The 21,943-nt window shown below is 67.4% G+C and carries 18 protein-coding genes, 1 tRNA gene and 2 riboswitches; of the genes, 10 read left to right on the top strand and 9 right to left on the bottom strand.

The features are described from left to right. Positions 1-72: 72 nt before the first annotated feature. Complete coding sequence (locus tag LRX77_RS09215) at positions 73-1,446, bottom strand: zinc-dependent metalloprotease (RefSeq protein ID WP_231832607.1); 1,374 nt, start codon at positions 1,444-1,446, stop codon at positions 73-75. A 50-nt stretch (positions 1,447-1,496) separates the two neighbouring features. Between LRX77_RS09215 and LRX77_RS09210 the strand changes: the two genes are divergently transcribed. Both LRX77_RS09210 and LRX77_RS09205 read left to right on the top strand, forming a co-directional pair. Further along, positions 1,497-2,309, top strand: a complete 813-nt coding sequence (locus tag LRX77_RS09210; protein WP_231832606.1) for a YlbL family protein — start codon at positions 1,497-1,499, stop codon at positions 2,307-2,309. 175 nt (positions 2,310-2,484) lie between these two features. After that, positions 2,485-5,373 (top strand): UPF0182 family protein, encoded by a 2,889-nt coding sequence (locus LRX77_RS09205; RefSeq protein ID WP_231832671.1) that lies wholly within the window; start codon positions 2,485-2,487, stop codon positions 5,371-5,373. A gap of 83 nt (positions 5,374-5,456) precedes the next feature. Here the strand turns inward: LRX77_RS09205 and LRX77_RS09200 are convergent, their stop codons facing one another. The 6 genes from LRX77_RS09200 to LRX77_RS09175 all read right to left on the bottom strand — a co-directional run bounded on the left by LRX77_RS09200 (position 5,457) and on the right by LRX77_RS09175 (position 14,230). Then, the gene (locus tag LRX77_RS09200; RefSeq protein WP_231832605.1) at positions 5,457-7,832 is read right to left on the bottom strand and encodes a hypothetical protein; all 2,376 of its coding nucleotides are present in this window, start codon (positions 7,830-7,832) and stop codon (positions 5,457-5,459) included. Positions 7,833-7,930: 98 nt separating this feature from the next. Beyond that, positions 7,931-8,278, bottom strand: a complete 348-nt coding sequence (locus LRX77_RS09195) for a TraR/DksA family transcriptional regulator (protein ID WP_231832604.1) — start codon at positions 8,276-8,278, stop codon at positions 7,931-7,933. Between the two features lie 128 nt (positions 8,279-8,406). Next, on the bottom strand, positions 8,407-11,121 hold the full coding sequence (locus tag LRX77_RS09190) for an ABC transporter permease (protein ID WP_231832603.1): 2,715 nt from the start codon (positions 11,119-11,121) through the stop codon (positions 8,407-8,409). Between the two features lies 1 nt (position 11,122). Further along, positions 11,123-11,911, bottom strand: coding sequence for an ABC transporter ATP-binding protein (locus LRX77_RS09185; protein WP_231832602.1), 789 nt, complete (start codon positions 11,909-11,911; stop codon positions 11,123-11,125). Between the two features lie 196 nt (positions 11,912-12,107). Next, on the bottom strand, positions 12,108-12,902 hold the full coding sequence (locus LRX77_RS09180; RefSeq protein WP_231832601.1) for a response regulator: 795 nt from the start codon (positions 12,900-12,902) through the stop codon (positions 12,108-12,110). Next, a complete protein-coding gene (locus LRX77_RS09175) occupies positions 12,899-14,230 on the bottom strand; it encodes a sensor histidine kinase (protein WP_231832600.1) in 1,332 nt (443 codons plus the stop codon). The genes LRX77_RS09180 and LRX77_RS09175 overlap by 4 nt, the downstream gene beginning before the upstream one ends. A 156-nt stretch (positions 14,231-14,386) precedes the next feature. On the opposite strand from LRX77_RS09175, the gene LRX77_RS09170 reads away from it, so the two are divergent. Further along, positions 14,387-14,460: transfer RNA gene (locus LRX77_RS09170), tRNA-Met, on the top strand. Positions 14,461-14,596: 136 nt separating this feature from the next. Here the strand turns inward: LRX77_RS09170 and LRX77_RS09165 are convergent. Then, positions 14,597-15,304 carry a TenA family protein gene (locus LRX77_RS09165; RefSeq protein ID WP_231832599.1) on the bottom strand — a complete coding sequence of 236 codons (708 nt, stop codon included), beginning with the start codon at positions 15,302-15,304 and terminating at the stop codon, positions 14,597-14,599. Beyond that, positions 15,302-15,411: riboswitch (TPP riboswitch) on the bottom strand. (Overlaps the previous gene by 3 nt.) Before the next feature lie 71 nt (positions 15,412-15,482). Here LRX77_RS09165 and LRX77_RS09160 point away from each other — a divergent pair. After that, positions 15,483-15,935 carry a hypothetical protein gene (locus LRX77_RS09160; protein WP_231832598.1) on the top strand — a complete coding sequence of 151 codons (453 nt, stop codon included), beginning with the start codon at positions 15,483-15,485 and terminating at the stop codon, positions 15,933-15,935. 206 nt (positions 15,936-16,141) lie between these two features. Further along, a complete protein-coding gene (locus tag LRX77_RS09155; RefSeq protein ID WP_231832597.1) occupies positions 16,142-16,645 on the top strand; it encodes an FBP domain-containing protein in 504 nt (167 codons plus the stop codon). 2 nt (positions 16,646-16,647) lie between these two features. Here LRX77_RS09155 and LRX77_RS09150 read toward each other — a convergent pair whose 3' ends face one another. Continuing rightward, a complete protein-coding gene (locus tag LRX77_RS09150) occupies positions 16,648-17,904 on the bottom strand; it encodes a cation:proton antiporter (RefSeq protein ID WP_231832596.1) in 1,257 nt (418 codons plus the stop codon). Between the two features lie 104 nt (positions 17,905-18,008). Here LRX77_RS09150 and LRX77_RS09145 point away from each other — a divergent pair, with 104 nt between their 5' ends. The 5 genes from LRX77_RS09145 to LRX77_RS09125 all read left to right on the top strand — a co-directional run bounded on the left by LRX77_RS09145 (position 18,009) and on the right by LRX77_RS09125 (position 21,939). Next, on the top strand, positions 18,009-18,317 hold the full coding sequence (locus LRX77_RS09145; RefSeq protein ID WP_231832595.1) for a DUF4342 domain-containing protein: 309 nt from the start codon (positions 18,009-18,011) through the stop codon (positions 18,315-18,317). 68 nt (positions 18,318-18,385) lie between these two features. Beyond that, positions 18,386-18,526, top strand: a riboswitch (FMN riboswitch). A gap of 101 nt (positions 18,527-18,627) precedes the next feature. Further along, a complete protein-coding gene (locus LRX77_RS09140) occupies positions 18,628-19,263 on the top strand; it encodes a riboflavin synthase (protein WP_231832594.1) in 636 nt (211 codons plus the stop codon). Next, positions 19,260-20,027, top strand: coding sequence for a 3,4-dihydroxy-2-butanone-4-phosphate synthase (ribB, locus tag LRX77_RS09135; RefSeq protein WP_331716155.1), 768 nt, complete (start codon positions 19,260-19,262; stop codon positions 20,025-20,027). Before LRX77_RS09140 ends, ribB begins: the two co-directional genes overlap by 4 nt. Beyond that, positions 20,024-20,524: a 6,7-dimethyl-8-ribityllumazine synthase gene (ribH, locus tag LRX77_RS09130; protein WP_231832593.1), complete on the top strand. Its 501-nt coding sequence runs from the start codon at positions 20,024-20,026 to the stop codon at positions 20,522-20,524. The genes ribB and ribH overlap by 4 nt, the downstream gene beginning before the upstream one ends. Before the next feature lie 113 nt (positions 20,525-20,637). Then, on the top strand, positions 20,638-21,939 hold the full coding sequence (locus tag LRX77_RS09125; protein ID WP_231832592.1) for a Mur ligase family protein: 1,302 nt from the start codon (positions 20,638-20,640) through the stop codon (positions 21,937-21,939). Positions 21,940-21,943 lie beyond the last annotated feature (4 nt).

Here is a 21,943-nt window from a genome sequence, read left to right as displayed (position 1 = left end):
TCCGAGTATGCGAGAGAACGCTCGAGCGTGCGAACGGTTCTCCACAGGCTCGCTCGCGCGGCTGCGGGCGCACTAGCCCCGCTGCGGAGCGTCGCCCTCTGAACCTTCGTCGGAGTCGTTCGGCTCTGGCGAATCGGGCAGGTCTCCTTCGAGCAGACGGGCCAGATCACGATCGAAGTCGCTCTGCTCGTCGCCGCGAGCACGGCTGACGAACGCCTCGGGGGCATCGAGCTCATCGATGGTCGGCAGCAGATCGGGATGCTGCCAGATCGCGTCACGGTCGGCGCTGCCCAGCGAGTCGGTCACTCTCATCCAGAGGGCCGCCGCCTTGCGCAGCTGACGCGGACGGAATTCGAGGCCGATGAGCGTGCCGAAGGCATGCTCGGCCGGGCCGCCGATGGCCCGACGGCGGGTGACCGCCTCGGCGATCGCCGCACCCTTCGGCAGCCGGCGCACAGCGGTGCCGGTCACCGTGTCGACCCAGCCTTCGATGAGTGCCAGCAGCAGCTCGATGCGGGCCAGGGCGGCGGTCTGATCGTCGGTGCGCGGAGGAATCAGCTCGCCGCGCTGCACGGCACCCCGCAGCGAATCGAGATCGGAGGGGTCGATCTCGCCGCCGAGCGACTCGATGCGACTCACGTCGATCTGGATGCCGCGGGCATACGAGGTGATGGCGCTGGTGAGCTCACTGGTCAGCCAGGGCGCGTGTCGGAAGAGCGCGACGTGCGCCAGCTCGCGCGTAGCCAGGAAGATCGTGATCTCTTCGACCGGTACTTCGAGGCCCTGTGAGAAGTCGTGGATGTTCTGCGGCAGCAGTGCCGGCTCGTTGTTCGGCATCGCGGGAATGCCGATCTCATTGGCCGACACGGTCTCTGCGGCGAGCTGGCCGACGACCTGACCGAGCTGGACGACGAAGACCGTGGTCGCCATGGCGCGCATCACCTGCACCGCCTGGCCCAGAGACGCCCGCATCTCTTCGGGGAGGTTGCCGCGCAGCGCTTCGAGCAGAGCCTCGGCGACGCTGCCGGCGACGGGCTCGCAGAGCCGCTGCCAGAAGGGCAGAGTCTCGCGTGCCCATTCGGTGCGGCTCATCACACGGCCGGCCGAGACCGGTTCGAATGCGGTGGCCTCGCTCAGCCACAGACGAGCGATGTCAAAGGCGTTGGATGCCCTGGTGCGGTCGTCATCGGTGAGTACGACCTCGGAGGCGTGCGCGACCTGCTGAGCGCGCTCGCGAGCCTGCGACCAGTCGACCTGTCCAGGAGGAGTCGACGCGGCCTGCTGAATGGAGGCGATGATCGAAGCGATCGCGTTCTGATCGATGGGGAGTCCGGCTGCCTTCGCGAGCCCCTCGGAATCACCGCTGAGCAGCTGCTTCAGCAGACGCTGAAACTCGTCGTCGGAGCCGTCGTCCTGTGGTTCGGATGGGTTCTCAGGGGAAACCATGGAGACCTCCTTGGTGTTCGTCACAACGGTACACTAGTGTGATTCACGCCATGCCCATCGCTCGTCACCGTCTGAGCCGACTCGCGACCATCGTCGCCGCCGGAGCGCTGATCGTGTGCGCCTTCACGCCGAGCCCGTATGTGATTCGCGAAGAGGGGCCGGCCTACGACGTGCTCGGCACCGTCACGAACGAAGACCAGACCGAGACGAAGACGGTGCTCGACATCACCGGTGCGCCGACCTACCCGACGACCGGCAGCCTCTACATGCTGACCGTCCGCGTACTCGGCAGTCCACGCGCGCAGCCGAACTGGGTGCAGACCGCCGCAGCCTGGGTCGATCCGTCGCGGACGGTACTGCCGCTCGACGCGGTGTATCCGCCAGGGCAGACGTTCGACGATCAGGAGCGCGAGACCGCCGAGCAGATGACGAGCTCCCAGCAGGCAGCCGTCGACGCCGCCCTGACGCATCTCGGGCTCGAAGACGCTCCGACGAAACCACAGGTGCAGATCAGCCTCGACAAAGTCGGGGGACCAAGTGCCGGGATGATGTTCTCGCTCGGCATCATCGACAAGCTCACTCCCGGCTCGATCACCGGCGGCGAGACGATCGCGGGAACCGGTACCATCGACGCCGCCGGCCAGGTCGGGCCGATCGGCGGCATCCGCCAGAAGGTGCTCACCGCTCGTGACCACGGAGCCCCCTGGTTTCTCGCACCGGCAGCCAACTGCGCCGAACTCGCCGGTGGCATCCCCGACTCTCTGACCGTCGTCTCGGTCGCCTCGCTCGACGACGCCCTGCATGCGCTCGACACCATCGCGACGACCAAGAGCGTCGAGGGGCTGCCGCAGTGCGCACGCTGATCGAAGTCAGCCAGCAGCGGAACATGCCCCTCGACTGACCGGGCGCCAGCAGGTGCTGGCTAGAATGACATGACGCACTGACCGAGCAGCACCGGCTACACCCGCGAAGGAGCGCCCCATCGTGTCTGACCCCCATAGCACTGCGAGACAGCCCACCAGAAGTCGCCGAGTGGCTGTGATCAGCATCATCGCGCTGGCGGTGATCATCGCGCTGCTCTTCGCCGCCTCTGCCGTGTGGACCGACGTGCTCTGGTACCGGCAGGTGGGCTTTCTCAACGTTCTGACCACACAGTGGTTCGCCGGCGGGCTGATGGCGCTGATCGGGTTCGTGCTGCTGGCCGGGCCGCTCTGGGTGAGCGTCTGGTTCGCCTTCCGCTCGAGGCCGACCTATGTGCGGGTGAACGCCACTCTCGACCAGTACCAGCAGGTGCTCGAACCGCTGCGAAAGGGCATCACCTGGGGCATTCCGATTCTCTTCGGTCTGTTCGGCGCGCTGTTCTCTGCGAGCCGGTGGACGACCGCAGCGCTCTGGATCAACGGCGGCACCACGGGCGAGACCGACCCGCAGTTCGGGCTCGACACCGGCTTCTACCTGTTCCAGCTGCCCTTCTACCAGCAGCTGGTCGGCTATCTGCTCTTCGCCGTGCTGCTCAGCGGCATCGTGTTCGTCGCGATCTCGTATCTCTACGGATCGATCCGCATCGAGAACCGTCGGCTGCGGGTGGCCAAGGGCACTCGTGTGCAGCTCGCCGTGACCATCGCCGTCTACGTGGCGCTGCATGCCGTGCGGCTGTGGCTCGAACGCTATCAGCAGCTGACCGACCCGGAGGGGCTGTTCACCGGTGCCGGCTACTCCGGCGTCAACGCGCAGATTCCGGGCCGCACCATCCTGGTCGCCGTCGCGGCGCTGGTCGCGCTCGGCTTCGTCTACGCCGCGGTCACCGGTCGCTGGCGCATCCCGGTCGTCGGCGCGGCTGTTCTGGTGGCGACCTCGCTGCTGATCGGCGTGGCCTATCCGTGGGGCGTGCAGACCTTCGTGGTCAAGCCCAGCGAGCGCAGCCTCGAAGCCGAGTATCTGCAGCGCAATATCAATGCCACGCGTGAGGCCTACGGCATCGACAAGGTGAACGTGCAGTCATACAATGCGGTCACCGACGCCAAGGCCGGTGCACTGCGCAGCGACGTCGACACCACCGCCTCGATCCGTCTGCTCGACCCCGACCTGGTCAGCGACACCTTCCGGCAGCTGCAGCAGTACAAGCAGTACTACCAGTTCGGCTCGAAGCTCGACGTCGATCGCTACAACATCAACGGCCAGAGCGTCGACACGGTGCTGTCGGTGCGCGAGCTCAGCCAGCAGTCCACCGACTCCTGGTACAACAACTCGATCGTGTACACGCACGGCTATGGAGTGGTCGCGGCCTACGGAAACCAGGTCACCTCAGACGGCAAGCCGATCTTCTTCGAGGGGGGCATCCCCAGCAGCGGTGATCTCGGGTCGTTCGAGCCGCGCATCTACTTCGGTGAGAAGTCGCCGACCTATTCGATCGTGGGCGCGCCCGAGGGCGATTCGCCCCGTGAGCTCGACTATCCGTCGGGCAGCAGCGCGAATCCCGACGAAGGCGAGCAGAACGAGTCGAATCAGACGTACACCACGTTCTCGGGCGACGGCGGGCCGAAGCTCGACAACGGGTTGACCCGTCTGCTCTACGCCATGAAGTTCGGGTCGATCGAGATTCTCACCTCGAACGCGGTCAGCAACTCCTCGCAGATTCTCTATGACCGAAGCCCGATCGATCGCGTGCAGAAGGTCGCCCCGTACCTGACGCTCGATCAGGATCCATACCCGGCGGTCGTCGACGGACGCGTGCAGTGGGTCGTCGACGGCTACACGACCAGTGACCAGTATCCCTACTCGCAGCAGCAGAGCTACCGTCAGGCCATCAACGACGGAGCGTCGTCTGCGGCTCGTCCAGCGACCGACACCATCAACTACATGCGCAACTCGGTGAAGGCCACGGTCGATGCATACGACGGTTCGGTCACACTCTATGCATGGGACCAAGACGACCCGGTGCTGCAGGCGTGGCAGAAGGTCTTCCCGAACACGGTCAAGTCGTCAGACGAGATGAGTTCTGCACTGCTCTCACATGTGCGGTACCCGACCGACATGTTCAAGGCTCAGCGCAACGTGCTCGGCACCTACCATGTGACTGACGCCGGTTCGTTCTATTCGCGTGAAGACGCCTGGCAGGTTCCGGCTGACCCGCAGGCCGGCTCAGACACCTCGACGAAGCAGCCCCCTTACTACCTGTCGATGCGTCTGCCCGAGCAGGAAGACGCGGCGTTCTCGCTGTACAGCACGTTCATCCCGATTCAGCAGAGTTCGGGTGGATCGCGCAACGTGCTGCGTGGCTATCTGGCCGCCAACGGCGACGCCGAGGGCGCTGACGGCAAGCGCAGCGAAGACTACGGCAAGCTCACCCTGCTGCGTCTGCCCGGCGAGACCAACGTGCCCGGCCCCGGTCAGGTGCAGAACCTCTTCGACTCGGACAACACCGTATCGACACAGCTGAACCTGTTGCGTCAGGGGCAGACCACGGTGAGCAGCGGCAACCTGCTGACGCTGCCTGTCGGCGGGGGCCTGCTCTACGTGCAGCCGGTCTACGTGCGGTCGACGGGTGAGACCTCGTACCCGCTGCTTCGCAAGATCCTGGTCTCATTCGGTGACAAGGTGGCCTTCGAAGACACGCTCGACAAGGCGCTCGACGACATCTTCGGCGGCGACTCCGGTGCCGTCGTGGGCCAGAACGGCCCCGGGCAGGCCGGGCCGTCGACCGATGGGCAGTCTGCAGCATCAGACACCGGGCAACAGGCTTCGCCTTCAGACGGCGGTACGAGCACCTCATCGTCGAACCCGACGGTCGCGGAGGCGCTCAGAGACGCCAAGGCGGCGTTGGACGCTCGTGAGCAGGCACGCGTCTCTGGTGACTGGGCGGCGTTCGGCACGGCCGACAAGCAGCTGCAGGATGCACTGCAGCGGGCGATCAACGCTCAGCAGTGAGGCCGCCTTCTCAGCGACGGTGAGCAGCGGCAGCCAGACCCTCGATGAGGATTCCGGCTGTCGCTGCTTCCGATCGCCGATCGTCACCGACGCCGTCTGCGCAGCACGGCGCCCGTGCCGAGAACGAGCATCGAGGCCCCAGCGGCGACCCACAGCACCGGAGCAGGAAAGCCTGTGGCGGCGAGTGCGATCTCTCTCGAGGCCACGGGTGCGATGGGTTCAGCAGGCGGAGCCGGTTCATCGGGCACGGGCGGCACCGGGGGCGGCACAGCGATCACGGTCTCACTTTCAGCGCCGCAGTCACCCTCGTGCAGCATGGTCGTCAGCGCCGGCTCATGAGCGTCAGACGCTCCGGGCTCGACAGTATCGGCGCCAGACGCTTGCGTGACCGTGGTCGAGAGATGATGACGGAAGCCATAAGTGCCCGGTGCCTCGACCGTCACAGGGTCAGAGACGTAGTCGCCCGGTTTCGTCACCGTGATGGGCTCCGGCTGCGTCCACATCGGTGCCAGACAGACCGGCTGTGCTCCTCCGTCAGTAGAATCGTCGAACCGGTACAGCGAGAACGACAGGTCGGTTCGCACACTCTCCGACCTGTTCGAGGTCGGGATGGTTCCGGTGACTGTTGCGGTGTCTGTCGTCTGTTCACCGGCGACGAGATACCTCGCCGTCTTCGTCGTCGCGGTTGGACGAGTGAGCGTGATCGTCTCGTGCGGCAACAGATGCCTGCCCTGCCAGCGTTCCGTGCTCGGGGAGCGGTCGATGCGTTCGACCCAATACAGGTTCGGCCAGACGTCTTCGCCGACGAAGCGCGACCATGGCACATCGACCGGTTCGGTCGACACCGTCTCGTTCCCGGTGACCGTCGTCGACACCGTCGCCAGACGCTCGGCGTCGACGGGCGCGTCAGGCAGTCCCTCGGTGCGCGCTGGTTCGTGCGACATCCACAGCTCCGAAACCACGGTGAGCTCAGCCGCCGGATCGTTGCCGCTCACCGAGATCAGATCGGTCACCCGGCCGTCGACGATCTCTGACGCCTGCGTCACCACACTGGGCTGCCACGGCACGATCGTCTGCTCCCGCTCGGCGTGGAAGTCTGCGGAGAAGTCACTCGCGAAGCGCCCACGAAGATGCTCTGGCTGGTCGGCCACGCGGAAGGAGACCACGGGGTAGAACCAGCCTGACCGATCGACCGCACGCTTCGACGAGACGACGAGATCGCCGGGGCCGGTCGCAGTCGCCTGCACCCGGTCGAAGTGCTCGGCTTCGGCAGGGGGCTTCGCTGAACGGGGCAGAGGGCTCGCGGAGTAGTACCAGTCGACGGTGAAGGTCGCCGGAATCTGACCGGAGCCGTCGACGGAGGGCAGCCACGACGTGTCGCGGCTGGCGCGAACATGCAGCGTGTCGACCAGTGGCGACCCGACCAGCGGCGTCTCGTCGGCTGCTGAGCCCTCGTGGTGCCAGGTCTGTGCGGTGGTGTCGGCCTCCGGCTGAAAACGGTCGACGACTCTCACCTGCGCCTGGGCTGAGATCGGCACGTTCTCTGCGGATGCGACGATTCGCTGGGCATCCGCTTGAGTCGGGTGCGCAATGAGCAGGTGCGAGCTCGGGACCGACCGGGCCGTTTTCACCGTGATCTCGCCGGTTCCGGTCGCCAGGATGCGATGGCTCCCATCGGCATCGAACGAGAGCGTGGTTGTTCCGGTCTGCTCCCAGACCCCGGGGCCGGTGATTGAGGCGACCACCTCGCCGGGCACCGGCTCACCGCTGCGTCCACGCGGCGTCTCCAGATCGACCGTGACCTGCTGGCCGCCGTGCTGGGGCGTGAGTCTCGGCCCGGCCATCGTATGCGGGCCGCCGAACCGACCGGCCTCCTGCCACATGCGATCGGCGAGCTCAGCGGTGTCGGCGGTGAGCTGCTCGCCCGCTCGAAGAGCGAATCCGACGCCGGTGTGATGGTGCAGGGCACGGTAGACCGCACGAGCGGTGAATTCGTCCTGCGTGTCTCCCCAAGTCGCCAGGATGTAGGCCGCTCGCTCCAGCGGCTCTCCGGTGAGCTCGACCCCGTTTCCGCTCACGAACACTGATTCCTGCTGCCAGTCGCCATAGGTGTAGTCAGAGGCGGCTGGTCCGAAGAGGTCAGGGTCGAAGGCGCACCAGGCGATACGACCGTCGTCGAGTCGAAACGACCCCATCCAGACCGGTGTGATGCCGTACTCGTATCGACCCGCGTGGGTCGAACCCCCGCCGAGCGCATGGGCCGGTGCGGGCAGCAGCGGGAGCATCGGAACGACCATGAGCAGCATCACGACTGCTGCGACGACGGCAGACCACCGGTGACGGTGCGCAGCGAGCTCCGGGCCTGATCTCAGACGGTCGTCGGGCGCGTTCGGCGGATGCTCGCCAGGGTGCGGCCTCGAGCTGGCGGATCGCCTGGAGCGCGTGACGGATTCGTTCATGATGTGCCTTTCCGAAGACGGATGATTCGGCACGAGACTACGAAGAGTGCACCCTGACAGCAGACGCGCGAGAGACCGTTGTGAACGGACTCGACGAGTCAGGCTCGCTGTGCGCAGTCGATGCAGAGCGTCGCAGCAGGGCGGGCCGCGAGTCGTCGAGGATCGATCGGGCGGCCACAGCGGGCACAGATCCCATAGGCTCCCAGGCGGGCGCGACGCACTGCAGCCTCGATCGCCGCACGCTCGGCCTGCGCCGCTTCGAGCAGCGCCGCGGCCTTCGACCATTCGAACGACGCCGGCACGCCCTCGGGGTCGTGCTCGTCATCAGCCTCACCGCAGGCTTGCAGGCGTCGCACCTCGACCAGCTGTGCGGCTGCCAGGCGTTCGCGCTCCTGCGCAGCCGCCAGACTGTCGAGCAACTGCGCGAGCGCCGCATCCGAGGTCATGTCGCGATTCTGCCACGATTCGCAGACGCAGACGCAGACGCAGACGCAGACGCAAGCAGACGGCGGCGGCGCTTCGGGAAAGGACACCCCGAGACACCGCCGCCGCGCGTCTGCCGGCCTCAGCCCGCCTACTCGTTCGAGAGTCCCTCGACCGGTGACAGCCGGGCCGCACGCCTGGCCGGCAGCACCGACGCCAGCAGGCCGACCAGCACCGCTGTCACCACGAACAGCAGGTACTGCACCCATGGCAGCTGCCATGAGATGTCGATGCCGGTGCCGAGGGTCTGCCCGAACAGAATGCCCACACCGAGCAGCCCGTACGCAGTGCCGAGCATCAGGCCGATCGCCGTCGCCACGATCGATACCAGAACCGACTCCATGCCGAGCATCGCCCGCAGCTGACGCTTCGTGAGACCGAGCGCTCGCAGCAGTGCGTTCTCGCGCACCCGTTCGATCACCGACAGCGACAGCGTGTTCGTCACCCCGATCACCGCGATGACCACCGCGATCGCGAGCAGCCCGGTCACGATCGACAGCAGCACGTCGATGATCTGCTCGTACATCAGCTTTTCGAGCTGGGCGGGCGACACGTAGTCGTCGGGCATGATCGTGCCGATCTGCTCGGCCACATGCTGCACCGCCTGGGCGTCGAGACCCGGGGCGAGCTGCATGATGATGCTCGTCGTGGTGACGGGCACCCCGATCTCACTCGCCACCCGATCGAGCGTGGGCTCGTCGACCAGTGCGCCGAAGTACGGGTTCTTCATGCCGTGCTGCAGGTGCAGAGACGCGGTTCGTCCGTCGGGCCCGGTCATGCTCATCTCTCCGCCGGGCACGCTTCCGTCAGGCAGCGCCTCGTCGACGACGGTCACTGTGTCAGGCGAGGTCGCCGGCAGAGGAGCCTTCGCCACCCGCTGCCAGGTCTGTGGATCGACCGCCTCGAGCTGGGTGAGCTGTGCCGAGGTCGGGGCATTCTGCCCGACGAACGACGCCGAGTCGCCCACGACGATGCCCTGCACAATGCCGACCGACTGCACGTCGTCGATCACGGCGAGCCGCTGCACGCGATCATCGATCCACTGCTGGTCGGTGCTTGCCTCACGACTCTGCGGCGTCAGAAACACTTTGACGTCGACCGGCCGGGCCTCGTCCACGGCCGTGAGCAGGGTCGCCTTGGCGACCGACGCGCCGGTGAACACGGTGGTCACCAGCGTGACGCCGATGAGCAGCGCGGATGCCGTGGCCGCAGTGCGCCGCGGGTTCCGAGACGTGTTGAGGGTCGCCATCTGTCCCGGCACACCGGTCAGTGCGAGCAGCGAGCCGATCGCACGCACCAGCGGCGGCACGATCACGATCGCGAGCATGACCACGCCGACGATGCTCAGCGCCGAGCCGAGCACGCCGCCGCCGAGACCGGTCAGCAGCTGCTGCTCTGCGGCGCCGTCGGTCATCGGCTGGTGCGCGGTCGTCCAGCCATACCACTGCAGTGCGGTGCCGGCCGCGAAGAGCACGAGCCCGACGATCACTCGGGTGCGGCCCGCGCGGGTTCTGGTCGGCGCGGCCAGCTCAGGACGCAGCGCGGCGAGCGGCGCCACGCGCGTCGCCGAGCGAGCCGGCTGCCAGGCGGCGATCAGCGTGACGACGATGCCGGCGAGCAAGCTGACCACGACCGATGAGACCGGCACCGACAGCTCGGTGAGCATGCCGTCGCCGCTCGACCGAGAGAGGGCGACGGCACCCGACATCATCAGCGCCGCGACCACCACACCCAGCCCCGAGGCGACCACGCTCATCACCAGTGCTTCGAGCAGCACGCTGCCGCGCACCTGTCCACGACTGGCGCCGAGACAGCGCAGCATCGCAAGTTCGCGAGTGCGCTGCGCGACAATCACCGAGAACGTGTTCGCGATGACGAGCACGCACACGATCAGCGCGATCACGGCGAAGGCGAGCAGCATCCCGGTCAGCACGTCGGTCTGGCCGGTGAACTGCTTGACCTGATCGGTGACGACCTGCTCCGTGGTGCGCACCGTGAGCCTGTCGCCCGCCGAGGCCGGAGTGGCCGACGAGATCGCCCCGGCCACCGCATCACGCGCCTGGTCAGGCGAGACGCCCGCCTTCGCCTGCACACGAATGCTCGTCATGGGCAGCAGGTCGGCGGTGCCCGCAGAGCTCGAGCCGATGTCAGCCGGCAGAGTGCTCATGATCGCGGCGAGCAGCGAACTCTCAGACAACGACACCTGCGGAGCCATGCCGCTGCCCGGCGAGCTGCTCGTCTCGGTCAGACCGACCAGCGTGACCTCGACGGGCGACCCGCCGGCGTTCGTGAACCGCACCCGGTCGCCCACGTGCAGGCCGAGCTGGTCGGCGCCCTGGGCATCCATCGTCATCTGGCCGTCACCGGTCACCCATGAGCCGTCGACCAGCGCGTGCGGGCGCAGCGGCATCGGCAGCTGCACGCTCGCCGAGACCGGCTGGCTGCGCCCGTCGAGCGCGAGCGCGAGCGACGCCGTCTGATCAGCCCCGACCGCTTCGACCTGCGGCAGATGCTGCACCGCGTGCAGCTGGTCGAGGGTGAGACGTGCGGCGGATGCCCCGCTCGCGCCCGCCTCGTCGTCACCGTCATCGCCGTGGTCGGCGTCGTTCGCGCTGGCAGGCTGCGGTGCGACGAGCACGTCGGCGTTGGTCAGATCTGAGCCCAGCGTGTGCCGCAGGGTCTGCTGGAAGGAGGCGTTGAGCATGAGCGTCGCCGCGACGAACGCGACGGCGAGCACCACCGCGACGGCGACGGCGACGAGGCGCGACCAGTGCGCGCGCAGAGTGGAGAGGGTCGTGCGCAGCATCTCACGCCCCCAGCCGGCTCAGCGCCTGCATGATCTGGTCGGTGTCGGCGCCGCGCAGATCGTCGGCGATGCGCCCGTCGACGATCATCAGCACGCGGTCGGCATACGAGGCGGCGACCGGGTCGTGGGTCACCATGATGATGGTCTGACCCATCTCACGGGTGCTGCGGCGCAGCAGCGTGAGCACCTCGGCACCCGACGTGGAGTCGAGGTTGCCGGTGGGCTCGTCGGCGAAGATCACGTCGGGGCGGGTCAGCAGGGCTCGGGCGATCGCCACGCGCTGCTGCTGGCCGCCGCTGAGCTCGCTCGGCTGATGCCTCAGGCGCTTCTGCAGGCCGAGTCGGTGCACCACCTCGGCGAACCACTCCTGATCGACGCGCTGTCGGGCGAGACGCGCCGGCAGCGTGATGTTCTGCTCGGTGGTCAGCGTGGGCACGAGATTGAACGACTGGAAGACGAAGCCCACCTGGTCTCGGCGCAGCTGGGTGAGCTGGTGGTCGCGCAGGCTGGTCACCTCGGTGCCGCCGATCCAGGCCTGCCCCGAAGTCGCGGTGTCGAGGCCGGCGAGCACGTGCATCAGCGACGACTTGCCCGAGCCCGAGGGCCCCATGATGGCGGTGAACTCGCCGCGGCCGAAGCCCACGTCGACGTGGTCGATGGCGGTGACCCGGGTGTCGCCGCGGCCGTAGACCTTCAACAGGTCGACGGCGCGCACGGCGATCTCGGCTGTGGCGTGCGCCTGCGCTGAGACGGTGCGAACCGGGGTGGTCGGGTCTGAATCCGGGATCATGACACTCCTCTGTGGTGGGCGGTCGAGCGAGCCCGCTGCGACCTGATACCCACAGCATCGCCGAGTCCGCCTGCGGGCGCGTCGTGCCAGAGGAGGATTCTCGAGGTCTCATCCTGCAGGAGGAGACCGAGATGCTCGGGCGTTCGCGTTCACCCAGGTGCTCGTCGCTCGCAGATGCCCAGAACGCCCAGAACGCTCAGTCGGCGTCGGGCGCCGGAGCCGCGATGCCCGCATGGAATGCCTGCACGACCGCCTGCACACGGTCCCGCGCATCGAGCTTCATCAGCACGTGCCCCACGTGCGTCTTCACCGTGGTCTCAGACAGATGCAGTCGGGCGGCGATCTCGGCGTTCGACAGCGCCTCGCTCATCAGCACCAGCACCTCGCGTTCGCGTGGGGTGAGCGTCGCGATCGCGACGCGGGCGGATGCCGTGCTCGGGAGGTCTGCGGGCTCGGGTGAGCGGGGCGGGCGCGCGCCGGCATCCGCCGCAGCTCTGGTCTGCAGCATCGGCACGACGTGCGCCAGCAGGCGACGCGTCATCGACGGCGAGATCACGGCATCGCCGCGGCACACGGTGCGAATCGCCGCGAGCAGGTCTTCGGGTCGGGCGTCTTTGAGCAGAAAGCCGCTGGCTCCCGCCTCGATCGCACGCAGCACGTATTCGTCCAGGTCGAAGGTGGTGAGCACGATCACCCGCGTCGCGGGGTGGTCGGCGAGCACGCGGGCGGTCGCGGCGATGCCGTCCATGATCGGCATGCGCACGTCCATGAGCACGACGTCGGCGGGGTGCGCTCGCAGCTGTTCGACGGCAGCCTGCCCGTTGCCGGCCTGTACGGTGACGGTGAGGTCAGGCTGGGAGTCGACCAGCATGCTCAGCCCGCCGCGCACGAGTGCCTGATCGTCGACGATCGCGACGTCGATGTGCGAGGCGTCGGGGCGCGACGTCTCGGCCGGTGCGGTCTGCGCACGGTCAGGGTCGGTCGTCGTCATGAGGCTCCGTTCTCGTAGGGCAGCGTCGCGTGCACGCTGAAGCCGCCGCCGGCACGCGGGCCGGCCTGCACATTGCCGTCGTAGAGCGCGAGACGTTCGCGCATGCCGCGCAGGCCGTTGCCCTCGCCGTCGTCGCTGCTGAGCGCGCCGCGGCCGTCGTCATCGATCTGCAGCTGCAGCGTGCGCGGCCCCCAGCGCAGAGCGACAGTTGCGTGGGGGTTGGTGCCGGCGTGCTTGAGGGTGTTGGTGAGCGCCTCCTGCACCACGCGGTAGGCCACGAGCTGGGCGCCGGCGGTGAGACGCGAGACGCGGGCCTCGTCGCCGCTGACGGTGAGCTTCGCCCGCGTGCCCGACAGCTGCACGGTATCGACGAGGTCTGGGATGTCGGCGACGGTCGGCATCGGCCGGGTCCCGGAGCTCGAGTCGTCGTGCAGCACCCCCAGCAGGCGGCGCATCTCGTGCAGCGACGAGCGACCGGTCTCGGCGATGGTCTCAAGCGTGCGGCGGGCGATCTCGGGGTCGTTGCGCGAGGCATACCGGGCTCCGTCGGCCTGGGTGATGATCACTGAGAGGGAGTGGGCGACGACATCGTGCATCTCACGGGCGATGCGGGCGCGCTCGTCTGCGGCGGCGAGGTCGCGCTCCTGCTGCTGCTGAATCTCAAGACGCTCGGCGTGCTCGCGCAGGTCGCGCTGCTGGGCGATGCGGTTGCGGGTGATCGCGCCGAGCAGCCAGGCTGCGGTGACCGATGCGGCGACGAAGCCGAAGAAGAGGGCCATGGCCAGAATCATGCCGAGCACCGGCTGGGTGATCTCGCCTGATTCATCCACCGGATCGGATGCGGAGGACAGCGGCATGGCACGGTACCGAACGACGAGGGCTGCGGCGCCTGCGATCGCCAGCCAGAATCCGCCGATCGAAGCCCAGCGAGGAGCATAGGCAGCGAGCGCGTAGACCATCATGAGCACGAGGGCGTCAGCGGGCAGCACCTGGACGCCGAGCACGACCTGCAGCACGCACACCGCCGCCATCGCGATGCCTGCGGGCAGTGTGTGCGTGCGGCGCCAGATCAGGGGTGCCGTGACGAGTACCGAGAAGAGAAAGCCTGTCCAGGGTTCGTTCTGCCAGTTCGTGTGGTCGAAGGGGCTGCCGAAGCCCACGAGAGCGAAGGGCAGCACGAGCACCATCGAGAGCGCGGCGACAAGCAGTGTGTCGACCAGCTGCACGTGCGTCGCGAACCAGTGCAGCACGCGGCCGACCATGCCCCGGCGCGGGCGGTGGGCGAGCGTCGGACCAGCCTCAGCGCTCGAAGTTCTCGGTCTGCTCACACTCCCAACTGTAGGGCGCGCCCCCTGGCGCCGGGTCATCCTGCAGGAGGAGGTTTTCCCCTCCTGCGTCAGGCCGTCCCCGAACCGGCAGAACTGACGTGGAACCGACGCAGAGTAGACGCAGATGCAGATCGGTGCTAGTGTTATCTCTTGTGCCGCGGGGTGGAGCAGTTCGGTAGCTCGCCGGGCTCATAACCCGGAGGTCGTTGGTTCAAATCCAGCCCCCGCAACAGAAGCGCCGACGCGGTGCACAGAAGGCCGGAAGCCCAATCGGGTTTCCGGCCTTCTGCATTTCACGCGCCTGCAGCTGACCGGTTTGCGCTCATGTCCCTGTGTCGCATGGTCCGAGCCTCACCCGACGGCGCTTCACCGCTGCTCGTACGACTGGTCGAAGAAGTCGAGCTCGAGCTGCACGGTGCGGCCGAAGAACTCCCGTGCCTCAGCGGCATGGGTCGGCCCGACGCGGTCGAGCTCGCTGCGCAGAAACTCGACCAGCTCCCGGAACGGCGGGTTGTCGTGCAGTGTGATCCACTCTGCGTGCACGAAGCTCTTGGGCGCCTGCTCGGGCGCGCGCACGGCCCAGCTCAGGTACGACCACTCCGACACCAGCAGCACCGACAGAATGATGGTGTAGTTCCGGGTGTCCGCGGCATCCTGAAAGACCCGCTTGAACCCGGCCGTGGCCGCCGTGTCGGGAATCCTCGCGCGGTCGGCCTCGCTCACCCCGAACTTCGCGAAGCAGCGCAGAAAGTACGTGCTCTCGTCGCCGGCCACGTCGCCGGCGAACGCGGCGAGCTTCAGTCGAGCATCCAACGTGTCGGCGCTGGCCACGGCCGCCCCGATCAACGCCAGAAAGCCGTCGAGAAAGCGGTGGTCCTGAATCAGGTACCCCGACATCACCGAGTCGTCGATCGAACCGTCGAAGAGCTCTGAGACGAAGCGGTGCTCGACGACCGCCTGCCAGTTCGCCGCGTTGTCGTCGCGCAGCGAGTCGGTGAAGCGCTGGCCGGCGGATGCTGCGCTCGGGTGGGCGGCGGACGTCTCGTCGTGATCGGATGCGGTGGTTGCGTGCATGAATGACTCCCATTCTTCCTTCGCCGGCATGACCCGGACAGGTTCGACGGTCGCAGGCGTCGGCAGCCTGATCTCAGCCCCGTGACCGGGGCACCCGTGTGGACACCGCCGAGCGTAGCAGCAGGCGCAGGCCGGCTCTACTACGCTGGCAGAACATCTTCCGGCAGAGAGGCCGCACATGTCAGACCAAGATCACACCGACGGGTTCAGCGCGAGCGAGCGCGAGGCGATGCGCCAGCGCGCCGAAGAGCTGCGCTCTGTCAGCGGAGTCAAAGGCGCCGCGAAGAAGGCCCGTGAGTACGAGGCGTGCCTTGCGGCGATCGACGCGCTCGACGGCCTCGATGCCCTGATCGCGCAGCGTCTGCACCTGATCGTGGCCGACGAGGCCCCGCATCTTGCGGCCAAGACGTGGTACGGGTTTCCGTCATACGCGAGGGGCGGCAAAGTCATCGTGTTCCTGCAGCCCTCGTCGAAGTTCGACACCCGGTACGCGACGCTCGGTTTCAGCGAAGACGCGCGACTCGACGACGGGGTCATCTGGCCGACCTCGTTCGCCGTCACGGCCTGGAACGATTCGGTGGATGCTCAGGTGCGTGCGCTGGTGCGTCGTGCTGCGAGTGCGGCTGAGTAGACTCTCCGCGTGAACTACCGAGAGATGTATGCCCAACGCGAGGAGGTCGTCGGCGAAGCGCTCGCCGACGGTGATTAGCGCGGCTGCTCTCGCCGTGTTCGACGTTCCGTCGTGCACGGCGATCGAGCGAACCCGATCACATACTCACCATCTCTCTGCGGCGACGCGACGCTTCTTCGACGTTCCGGGCCGCGAAAGGCATTCCTATGCAGTCTCTCACCGAATCATTCATCCGCTCATCGTTCGTCAACGCCTCGCGGCGCGAGATGAAGGAGCTCACATTTCGCGACGACTTCGCGGCACTCACCGAAGACGACTGGCAGCAGCTCGACTACCTGGGGTGGCGCGACCCGAAGTATGCGCGACGTGCCTACGTCGTGCTGCCGCGCCTCGACGGCGACCCGGTCGGGGTGCTGCTGACCCGCGCAGCGGCGGCCCCGCGCACGCCGACCATGTGTCATTGGTGCCGTGACGTGCGCTTGCCGAACCCGGTCATGCTCTGGAGCGCGAAGCGTGCCGGGGCGGCAGGTCGTCGCGGCGACACCGTCGGCACCCTGCTCTGCGACGACTTTCAGTGCTCGCACAACGTGCGCAACGATCCGCCGGCGTTCTACAAGGGCTACGACGTGCTCGCCGCACGTCAGCAGCGCATCGACGACCTGCGCGCACGGGTCTCCGGCTTCGCCGAGTCGTTGATCGGCGCCGTCTGAGCTCAGCCCAGCGTGGTGACGAACGGAGTGTCTCCCGGGCGGTCGTCCCGGGAGGCGCCCGGCGTGCCGCTGTGCTGGTCGTTCCCGGTGGTCGGGCGCTGGGCCTTCTGCAGCGTCGCACCGACGACGGGGCCGATGATCACTGAGATCAGGCCGCCGCCGACGAGTGCAGCGGCCATGCCGCTGTCGATGATCTGCTGTGAGACGGCCAGCGAGGATGCGGCGACGATGATCGGCAGGGCGGTGCCCGTATAAGCCGCCAGTGCGAACCGTGACCGGGCTGAAGACCCCTTCGGCGCAGTGAGCATTCCGGGCAGACCGCGCACGACGAACAACGCGAGCGCAGAGCCCACAGCGATCAGCAGGAGCGTGGGCGACGCGAACAGGGCCGGCAGGTCGAAGCCGAGGCCGGCGTTGATGAAGAAGATCGGCACGAGCAGGCCGAAGCCGATGCCCTGCAGCTTCGACTCGACGAATGCGGCATCATCATGCGGAGCATCTGAGAGCAGCACGCGCAGCACCATACCTGCGGTGAACGCGCCCAGCAGCGTGTCGATGCCCAGCAGCAGGTCCAAGGCGACGAGCACGCCCATGATCATGATCACGAGTCGCAGCGCGAACTGGCTGCTGGTGTGCTGAGTGTCACGGATGAACCGGTGCAGTCGGCCGTGGGGCAGGCGATTGGCCAACCACAGCAGAAACACGGCGATCACCGCGAAGACGATGAGCACGATCAGCGACGTACTCAGCGCGCGACCGGAGAGCAGCAACGACATCGTGATCAGCGGCAGAAACTCGCCGACCGCGCCGTTGGCGACAACCGACGTCGCGAAGGGCGACCCCAAATCGCCGGCATCCTTCAGAATGGGCAGCAGCATGCCCACAGCGGTCGAGGAGAGCGCGATCGCGACGACGGGTGCGACGGATGCGCCGGCCGCCACCGTGCCGATCGCGAAGAGCACGGCGAACGAGATCACCCAGGCGCTCGCCGCTCGTCGCAACGGTCGGCCGGTGATCGAACGCACGTCGATTTCGGTTCCGGCAAGCAGAAAGAGAAAAGCGCCACCGAGCTCGGAGAGCACCGAGATCATCTCGTTCGGCTGAATGAGACCGAGTACCGCCGGCCCGGCGATCACACCCAGTGCGATCTCGATCGCGGGCAGCGGCACGGGAGCGACGCGCCCGATGAGGCGGGTGGCGAGCGTTGCAACGACGGCGAGAATGGGGAGCAGAGCGATGCTGAGTGAGAGGTGTTGCACCCTCTCAGTCTATGCACAGTGCGGGACGTCGCTGTCCCATGCACTCGCCAGGCCCGCCTGACACAATGGACGCAGTACGGTTTTCGCGATGAGAGGATGCTCACATGGCCCGTTTCGAAGAGTTCAAGGTCTCTGGCGGACAGCTGCTCGATCAGGTGAAACAGCTGCTGCACGAGGGCAATGTGCGCTCGATCGCAGTGAAGAGCAAAGAGGGCCGCGTCATCGTGCAGTTCCCGCTGACGCTCGGCGTCGTCGGCGTCGCGCTCGCCCCGGTGCTCGCGGCGGTGGGTGCAGTAGCCGCCCTGGTCACCGAGTGCACCATCGTGGTCGAGCGTGACGAGAGCGCGCCTCCGCGCACGATCAAGGTCGATCCGGTTGATGACCCTGACGCGAAAGGCGACTCTGCCGCGTAGCGTTCGAAGTCGCCTGCGACGTGGCTGTTGTCTGTTCTGCGCCTGCAGCGCATAATGGTGTCAGCAACAAGTGCTCACGGGGTCGGTGCAATTCCGAGCCGGCGGTGACAGTCCGCGACCCGTTCTTACTCGTCGAAGTGATGAGGCAGGCGGTTGAGCCGGTGAAATTCCGGTGCCGACAGTGAGAGTCTGGATGGGAGTCAGCACTTGCGGCCTGCGACGTCGAACGTCGTCATCGGCGCACCCGAAACGGGGCCCGATGACAGCTCCGACCTCGCGCCGCATGCTCCCGTGGGCCGGGAAGGAACACATGTTCACCGGTCTCATCGAGGCGCGAGGGGTTCTCTCCGCGCTGCATCCTCACGATCGCTCGGCCGATGTCACCCTCGAAGACGTGCCGTTCGCCGCCGCTCTCTCTCGTGGTGACTCCGTCGCGGTCAACGGCGTCTGTCTGACCGTGCTCGAACACGGCGACTCGTCGTTCACCGCAGACGTCATGGCCGAGACGCTGCAGCGCACTACCCTGGGTACGCTCGCCTCTGGCGTCGCTGTCAACCTCGAACGTGCGCTGCAGGCCGATGCCCGCCTGGGCGGGCACATCGTGCAGGGACATGTCGATGCCGTCGCCGAGGTGCTCTCGACCAGTACGGTCGGCGAGCAGCTCGTGCTGCGTCTGTCTCTCATCCCTGACGTCGCCGATCTGGTCGTCTTCAAAGGCTCGATCGCCGTCGACGGCGTATCTCTGACGGTGAGCGCGCGCGGCGACGCCTGGTTCGAGGTGTCGCTCATTCCGCAGACCCAGCACGACACCGATCTCGGCTCGCTGAACCCGGGCGACCGCGTGAACATCGAGACCGATGTGCTCGCCCGCCATGTGCAGCGGCTGCTGCAGTCCCAGGGCGTGCTGCGGGCACCCGCGCACGACACCGAGGAGGTCGTGCGATGACCATCGCCGCTCAGGCCGACGCACCGGTCGTCGCCGACGCCACCGATCTGGACCGTATCGAGGCGACGCTGCGCTCTGCCGTCGAGGCGCTGCGCAGAGGACTCCCCGTGCTCGTCGCCGACGATGAGCAGCGTGAGAACGAAGGCGACGCCATCATCTCGGCGGCCATGGCGACGCCCGAGTGGATCGGCTGGATGATCCGGCACACTTCGGGCTATCTCTGCGCGCCGATGACCAACGAACTCGCCGACCGTCTTGATCTGCCGCCGATGGTCGCGCACAACCAGGATCCGAAGCGCACCGCGTACACGGTGACCGTCGACGCCGCTGAGGGCGTCACGACTGGAATCTCGGCGACCGACCGGTGTCGCACGCTCAACGTTCTGGCCGACCCGGCATCCACCGCCGACTCGGTGCTGCGCCCCGGCCACATCGTGCCGCTGCGCGCCCGCGACGGCGGCGTGCTCGTGCGCGGCGGGCACACCGAATCGGGCGTCGATCTGATGCAGCTGGCCGGACTGCCAGCGGTGGCCGCCATCGGCGAGATGGTGCATGACGACGGCGAGATGATGCGTTTCCCCGACGTGGTGCGCATCGGCGCGCGCTACGGGCTGCCCGTGCTGACGGTCGCTCAGATCGCCGCTTGGCGGCGGGCGCATCCCGACAACGCTCCGCTCACGGGTGTGGGGGAGTCCGAGACGACGCCGTCGATCGCCGATCAGCAGACCTTGACCGAATGCGAACGAGAGCAGGTGCACGCATGAGCCGAGCGGGAGCCCCCCAGGGGCGCATCGACGAGTCAACGGGTGATCACAAGCAGAGATCGAACGGCGTGCGCGTCACCATCGTGGCCGCCAGCTGGCACGAGCAGGTCATGAGCGGCCTGATCGCCGGCGCGGAGCGCACGCTCATCGAGGCGGGTGCGCAGTGGCGCACGGTGCGGGTGCCCGGCAGCTTCGAGCTGCCGCTGGCGGCGCAGGCCGCCTTCGACGGCGGTGCGGATGCCGTGGTCGCGCTGGGCGTGGTGATCCGTGGCGGCACGCCGCATTTCGATTTCGTCTGCGAGGCCGCCACGAGCGGCCTGACGAGTGTCGCCCTCGACAAGGGGCGCCCGGTCGGGTTCGGGCTGCTCACCTGCGACGACGAGCAGCAGGCGATCGACCGAGCGGGTGGACCTGATGCGTCCGAAGACAAGGGAGCCGAGGCCGCCGCCGCCGCTCTCGACCTGCAGCGGCAGCTCGGCATCCTGCGACACGGGTGACGAGACCATCGTCTCGCGCGAACTGTGCGGTTCGTACGAAACGGTGCAGAGTAATCGGAAAACCTGGGAAGTCGCCGAGGAGATGTCGGTGGCTCCGCCTACAATGAAGAACCATGAGCAATCCCGTCGTCGTCGCAATCGGTCGCCTGACTCAGGCGGTCGCGCGCCTGCGCGGAGGCGGCTCGGCGCTCCCGGGGTATGTGGTCGAGAAGATCGCTCCGCACTTCATGGACCAGACCCTGAGCCAGCTGCCCCAAGGGGTGATTCTGGTCAGCGGCACGAACGGCAAGACGACCACGACGAAGATGATCGTCGGACTGCTGGCCGCTCAGGGGCTCCGTGTCTTCAGCAACAAGACGGGGTCGAACTTCACCCGTGGGGTGGTCGCCAGCCTGATCGACGAGGTCGACTGGCGAGGCGATCTCGCCGCCGACATCGCCGTGCTCGAACTCGACGAGGCGCATGCTCTGCACTTCATCGACAAGGTGAGGCCACGAGTGTCTGTGCTGCTCAACGTGATGCGCGACCAGCTCGACCGCTTCGGCGAGATCGACACCACGGCGCAGCTGCTGACGAAAGTCGCCCAGGCCACGACTGAGACCGTCGTGCTCAACCGTGACGACCCGCGAGTGCGCGCCATCGCCGATCAAGTCGCGCCTGAGACGAAGGTGCGCTACTTCGGCTATGCGCGACGGCTTGCCGAGCTCTTCCCCGACGACGACAGCCTGCACGAGTCACGTGACGCGCGCACCGGCTCGGCTCTGGCCGTTCCAGCGGCCCCTGCCGATGTGCAGCTCACAGAGGTGACCGGGCAACAGGCCGTCTACACCATCGACGATGAGCGGTACACGGTCGACCTGCAGCTCTCGGGCGTGCACAACGCCTTGAACGGCGCTGCGGCACTCGCCGGCGCACGCGCCGCGGCGAACCCCGCGAACCCGCTGCGCACTGCGGGGCTGATCGCGGCTCTTGGCCAGGTGAAAGCCGCATTCGGCCGAGGCGAGACGTTCGATGTCGGCGGCCGACCGGTTCGTTTCTCCCTGGTCAAGAACCCGTCTGGCTTTCGCTCGTCTCTGCGGTCGCTCGGCGGCGTCGATGAGGCGGTCATGATCGCGATCAACGACGACTACGCCGACGGGCGCGACATGAGCTGGCTGTGGGACGTCGACTTCAGCACGCTGCGCGACCGCGGGGTCAGCATGGTCAGTGGCGTGCGCGCTTGGGACATGGCCCTGCGGCTGCAGTACGATCTGGTCGCGGCCGATCGAGTCGAGCCCGCACTGAGTGCCGGCCTCGAGGGCTTTCTGGCCGAATCCAGCGGTCACCCGGCGCGCATCTTCTGCACATACACGGCCATGCTGCAGCTGCGTCGTGAGATGGCGCGGTACACCACGGTCACTCGGATCGGAGAATGACGAG

The organism is Pseudoclavibacter sp. 13-3, assembly GCF_021168475.1.
GTDB lineage: Bacteria > Actinomycetota > Actinomycetes > Actinomycetales > Microbacteriaceae > Pseudoclavibacter_A.
Note: the sequence above shows the minus strand (reverse complement) of the source record. Positions and strands in the feature narration are given on the sequence as shown.

Excerpts from the sequence above, each read along its gene's own strand:
- LRX77_RS09160 (WP_231832598.1), top strand. The coding sequence starts at position 15,483 with ATGTCAGACCAAGATCACACCGACGGGTTCAGCGCGAGCGAGCGCGAG.
- LRX77_RS09145 (WP_231832595.1), top strand. The coding sequence starts at position 18,009 with ATGGCCCGTTTCGAAGAGTTCAAGGTCTCTGGCGGACAGCTGCTCGAT.
- LRX77_RS09155 (WP_231832597.1), top strand. The coding sequence starts at position 16,142 with ATGCAGTCTCTCACCGAATCATTCATCCGCTCATCGTTCGTCAACGCC.
- LRX77_RS09140 (WP_231832594.1), top strand. The coding sequence starts at position 18,628 with ATGTTCACCGGTCTCATCGAGGCGCGAGGGGTTCTCTCCGCGCTGCAT.
- LRX77_RS09210 (WP_231832606.1), top strand. The coding sequence starts at position 1,497 with ATGCCCATCGCTCGTCACCGTCTGAGCCGACTCGCGACCATCGTCGCC.
- LRX77_RS09195 (WP_231832604.1), bottom strand. The coding sequence starts at position 8,278 with ATGACCTCGGATGCGGCGCTCGCGCAGTTGCTCGACAGTCTGGCGGCT.
- LRX77_RS09180 (WP_231832601.1), bottom strand. The coding sequence starts at position 12,902 with ATGACGACGACCGACCCTGACCGTGCGCAGACCGCACCGGCCGAGACG.
- LRX77_RS09165 (WP_231832599.1), bottom strand. The coding sequence starts at position 15,304 with ATGCACGCAACCACCGCATCCGATCACGACGAGACGTCCGCCGCCCAC.
- ribH (WP_231832593.1), top strand. The coding sequence starts at position 20,024 with ATGAGCCGAGCGGGAGCCCCCCAGGGGCGCATCGACGAGTCAACGGGT.
- LRX77_RS09125 (WP_231832592.1), top strand. The coding sequence starts at position 20,638 with ATGAGCAATCCCGTCGTCGTCGCAATCGGTCGCCTGACTCAGGCGGTC.
- LRX77_RS09215 (WP_231832607.1), bottom strand. The coding sequence starts at position 1,446 with ATGGTTTCCCCTGAGAACCCATCCGAACCACAGGACGACGGCTCCGAC.
- LRX77_RS09185 (WP_231832602.1), bottom strand. The coding sequence starts at position 11,911 with ATGATCCCGGATTCAGACCCGACCACCCCGGTTCGCACCGTCTCAGCG.
- ribB (WP_331716155.1), top strand. The coding sequence starts at position 19,260 with ATGACCATCGCCGCTCAGGCCGACGCACCGGTCGTCGCCGACGCCACC.
- LRX77_RS09190 (WP_231832603.1), bottom strand. The coding sequence starts at position 11,121 with ATGCTGCGCACGACCCTCTCCACTCTGCGCGCGCACTGGTCGCGCCTC.
- LRX77_RS09200 (WP_231832605.1), bottom strand. The coding sequence starts at position 7,832 with ATGAACGAATCCGTCACGCGCTCCAGGCGATCCGCCAGCTCGAGGCCG.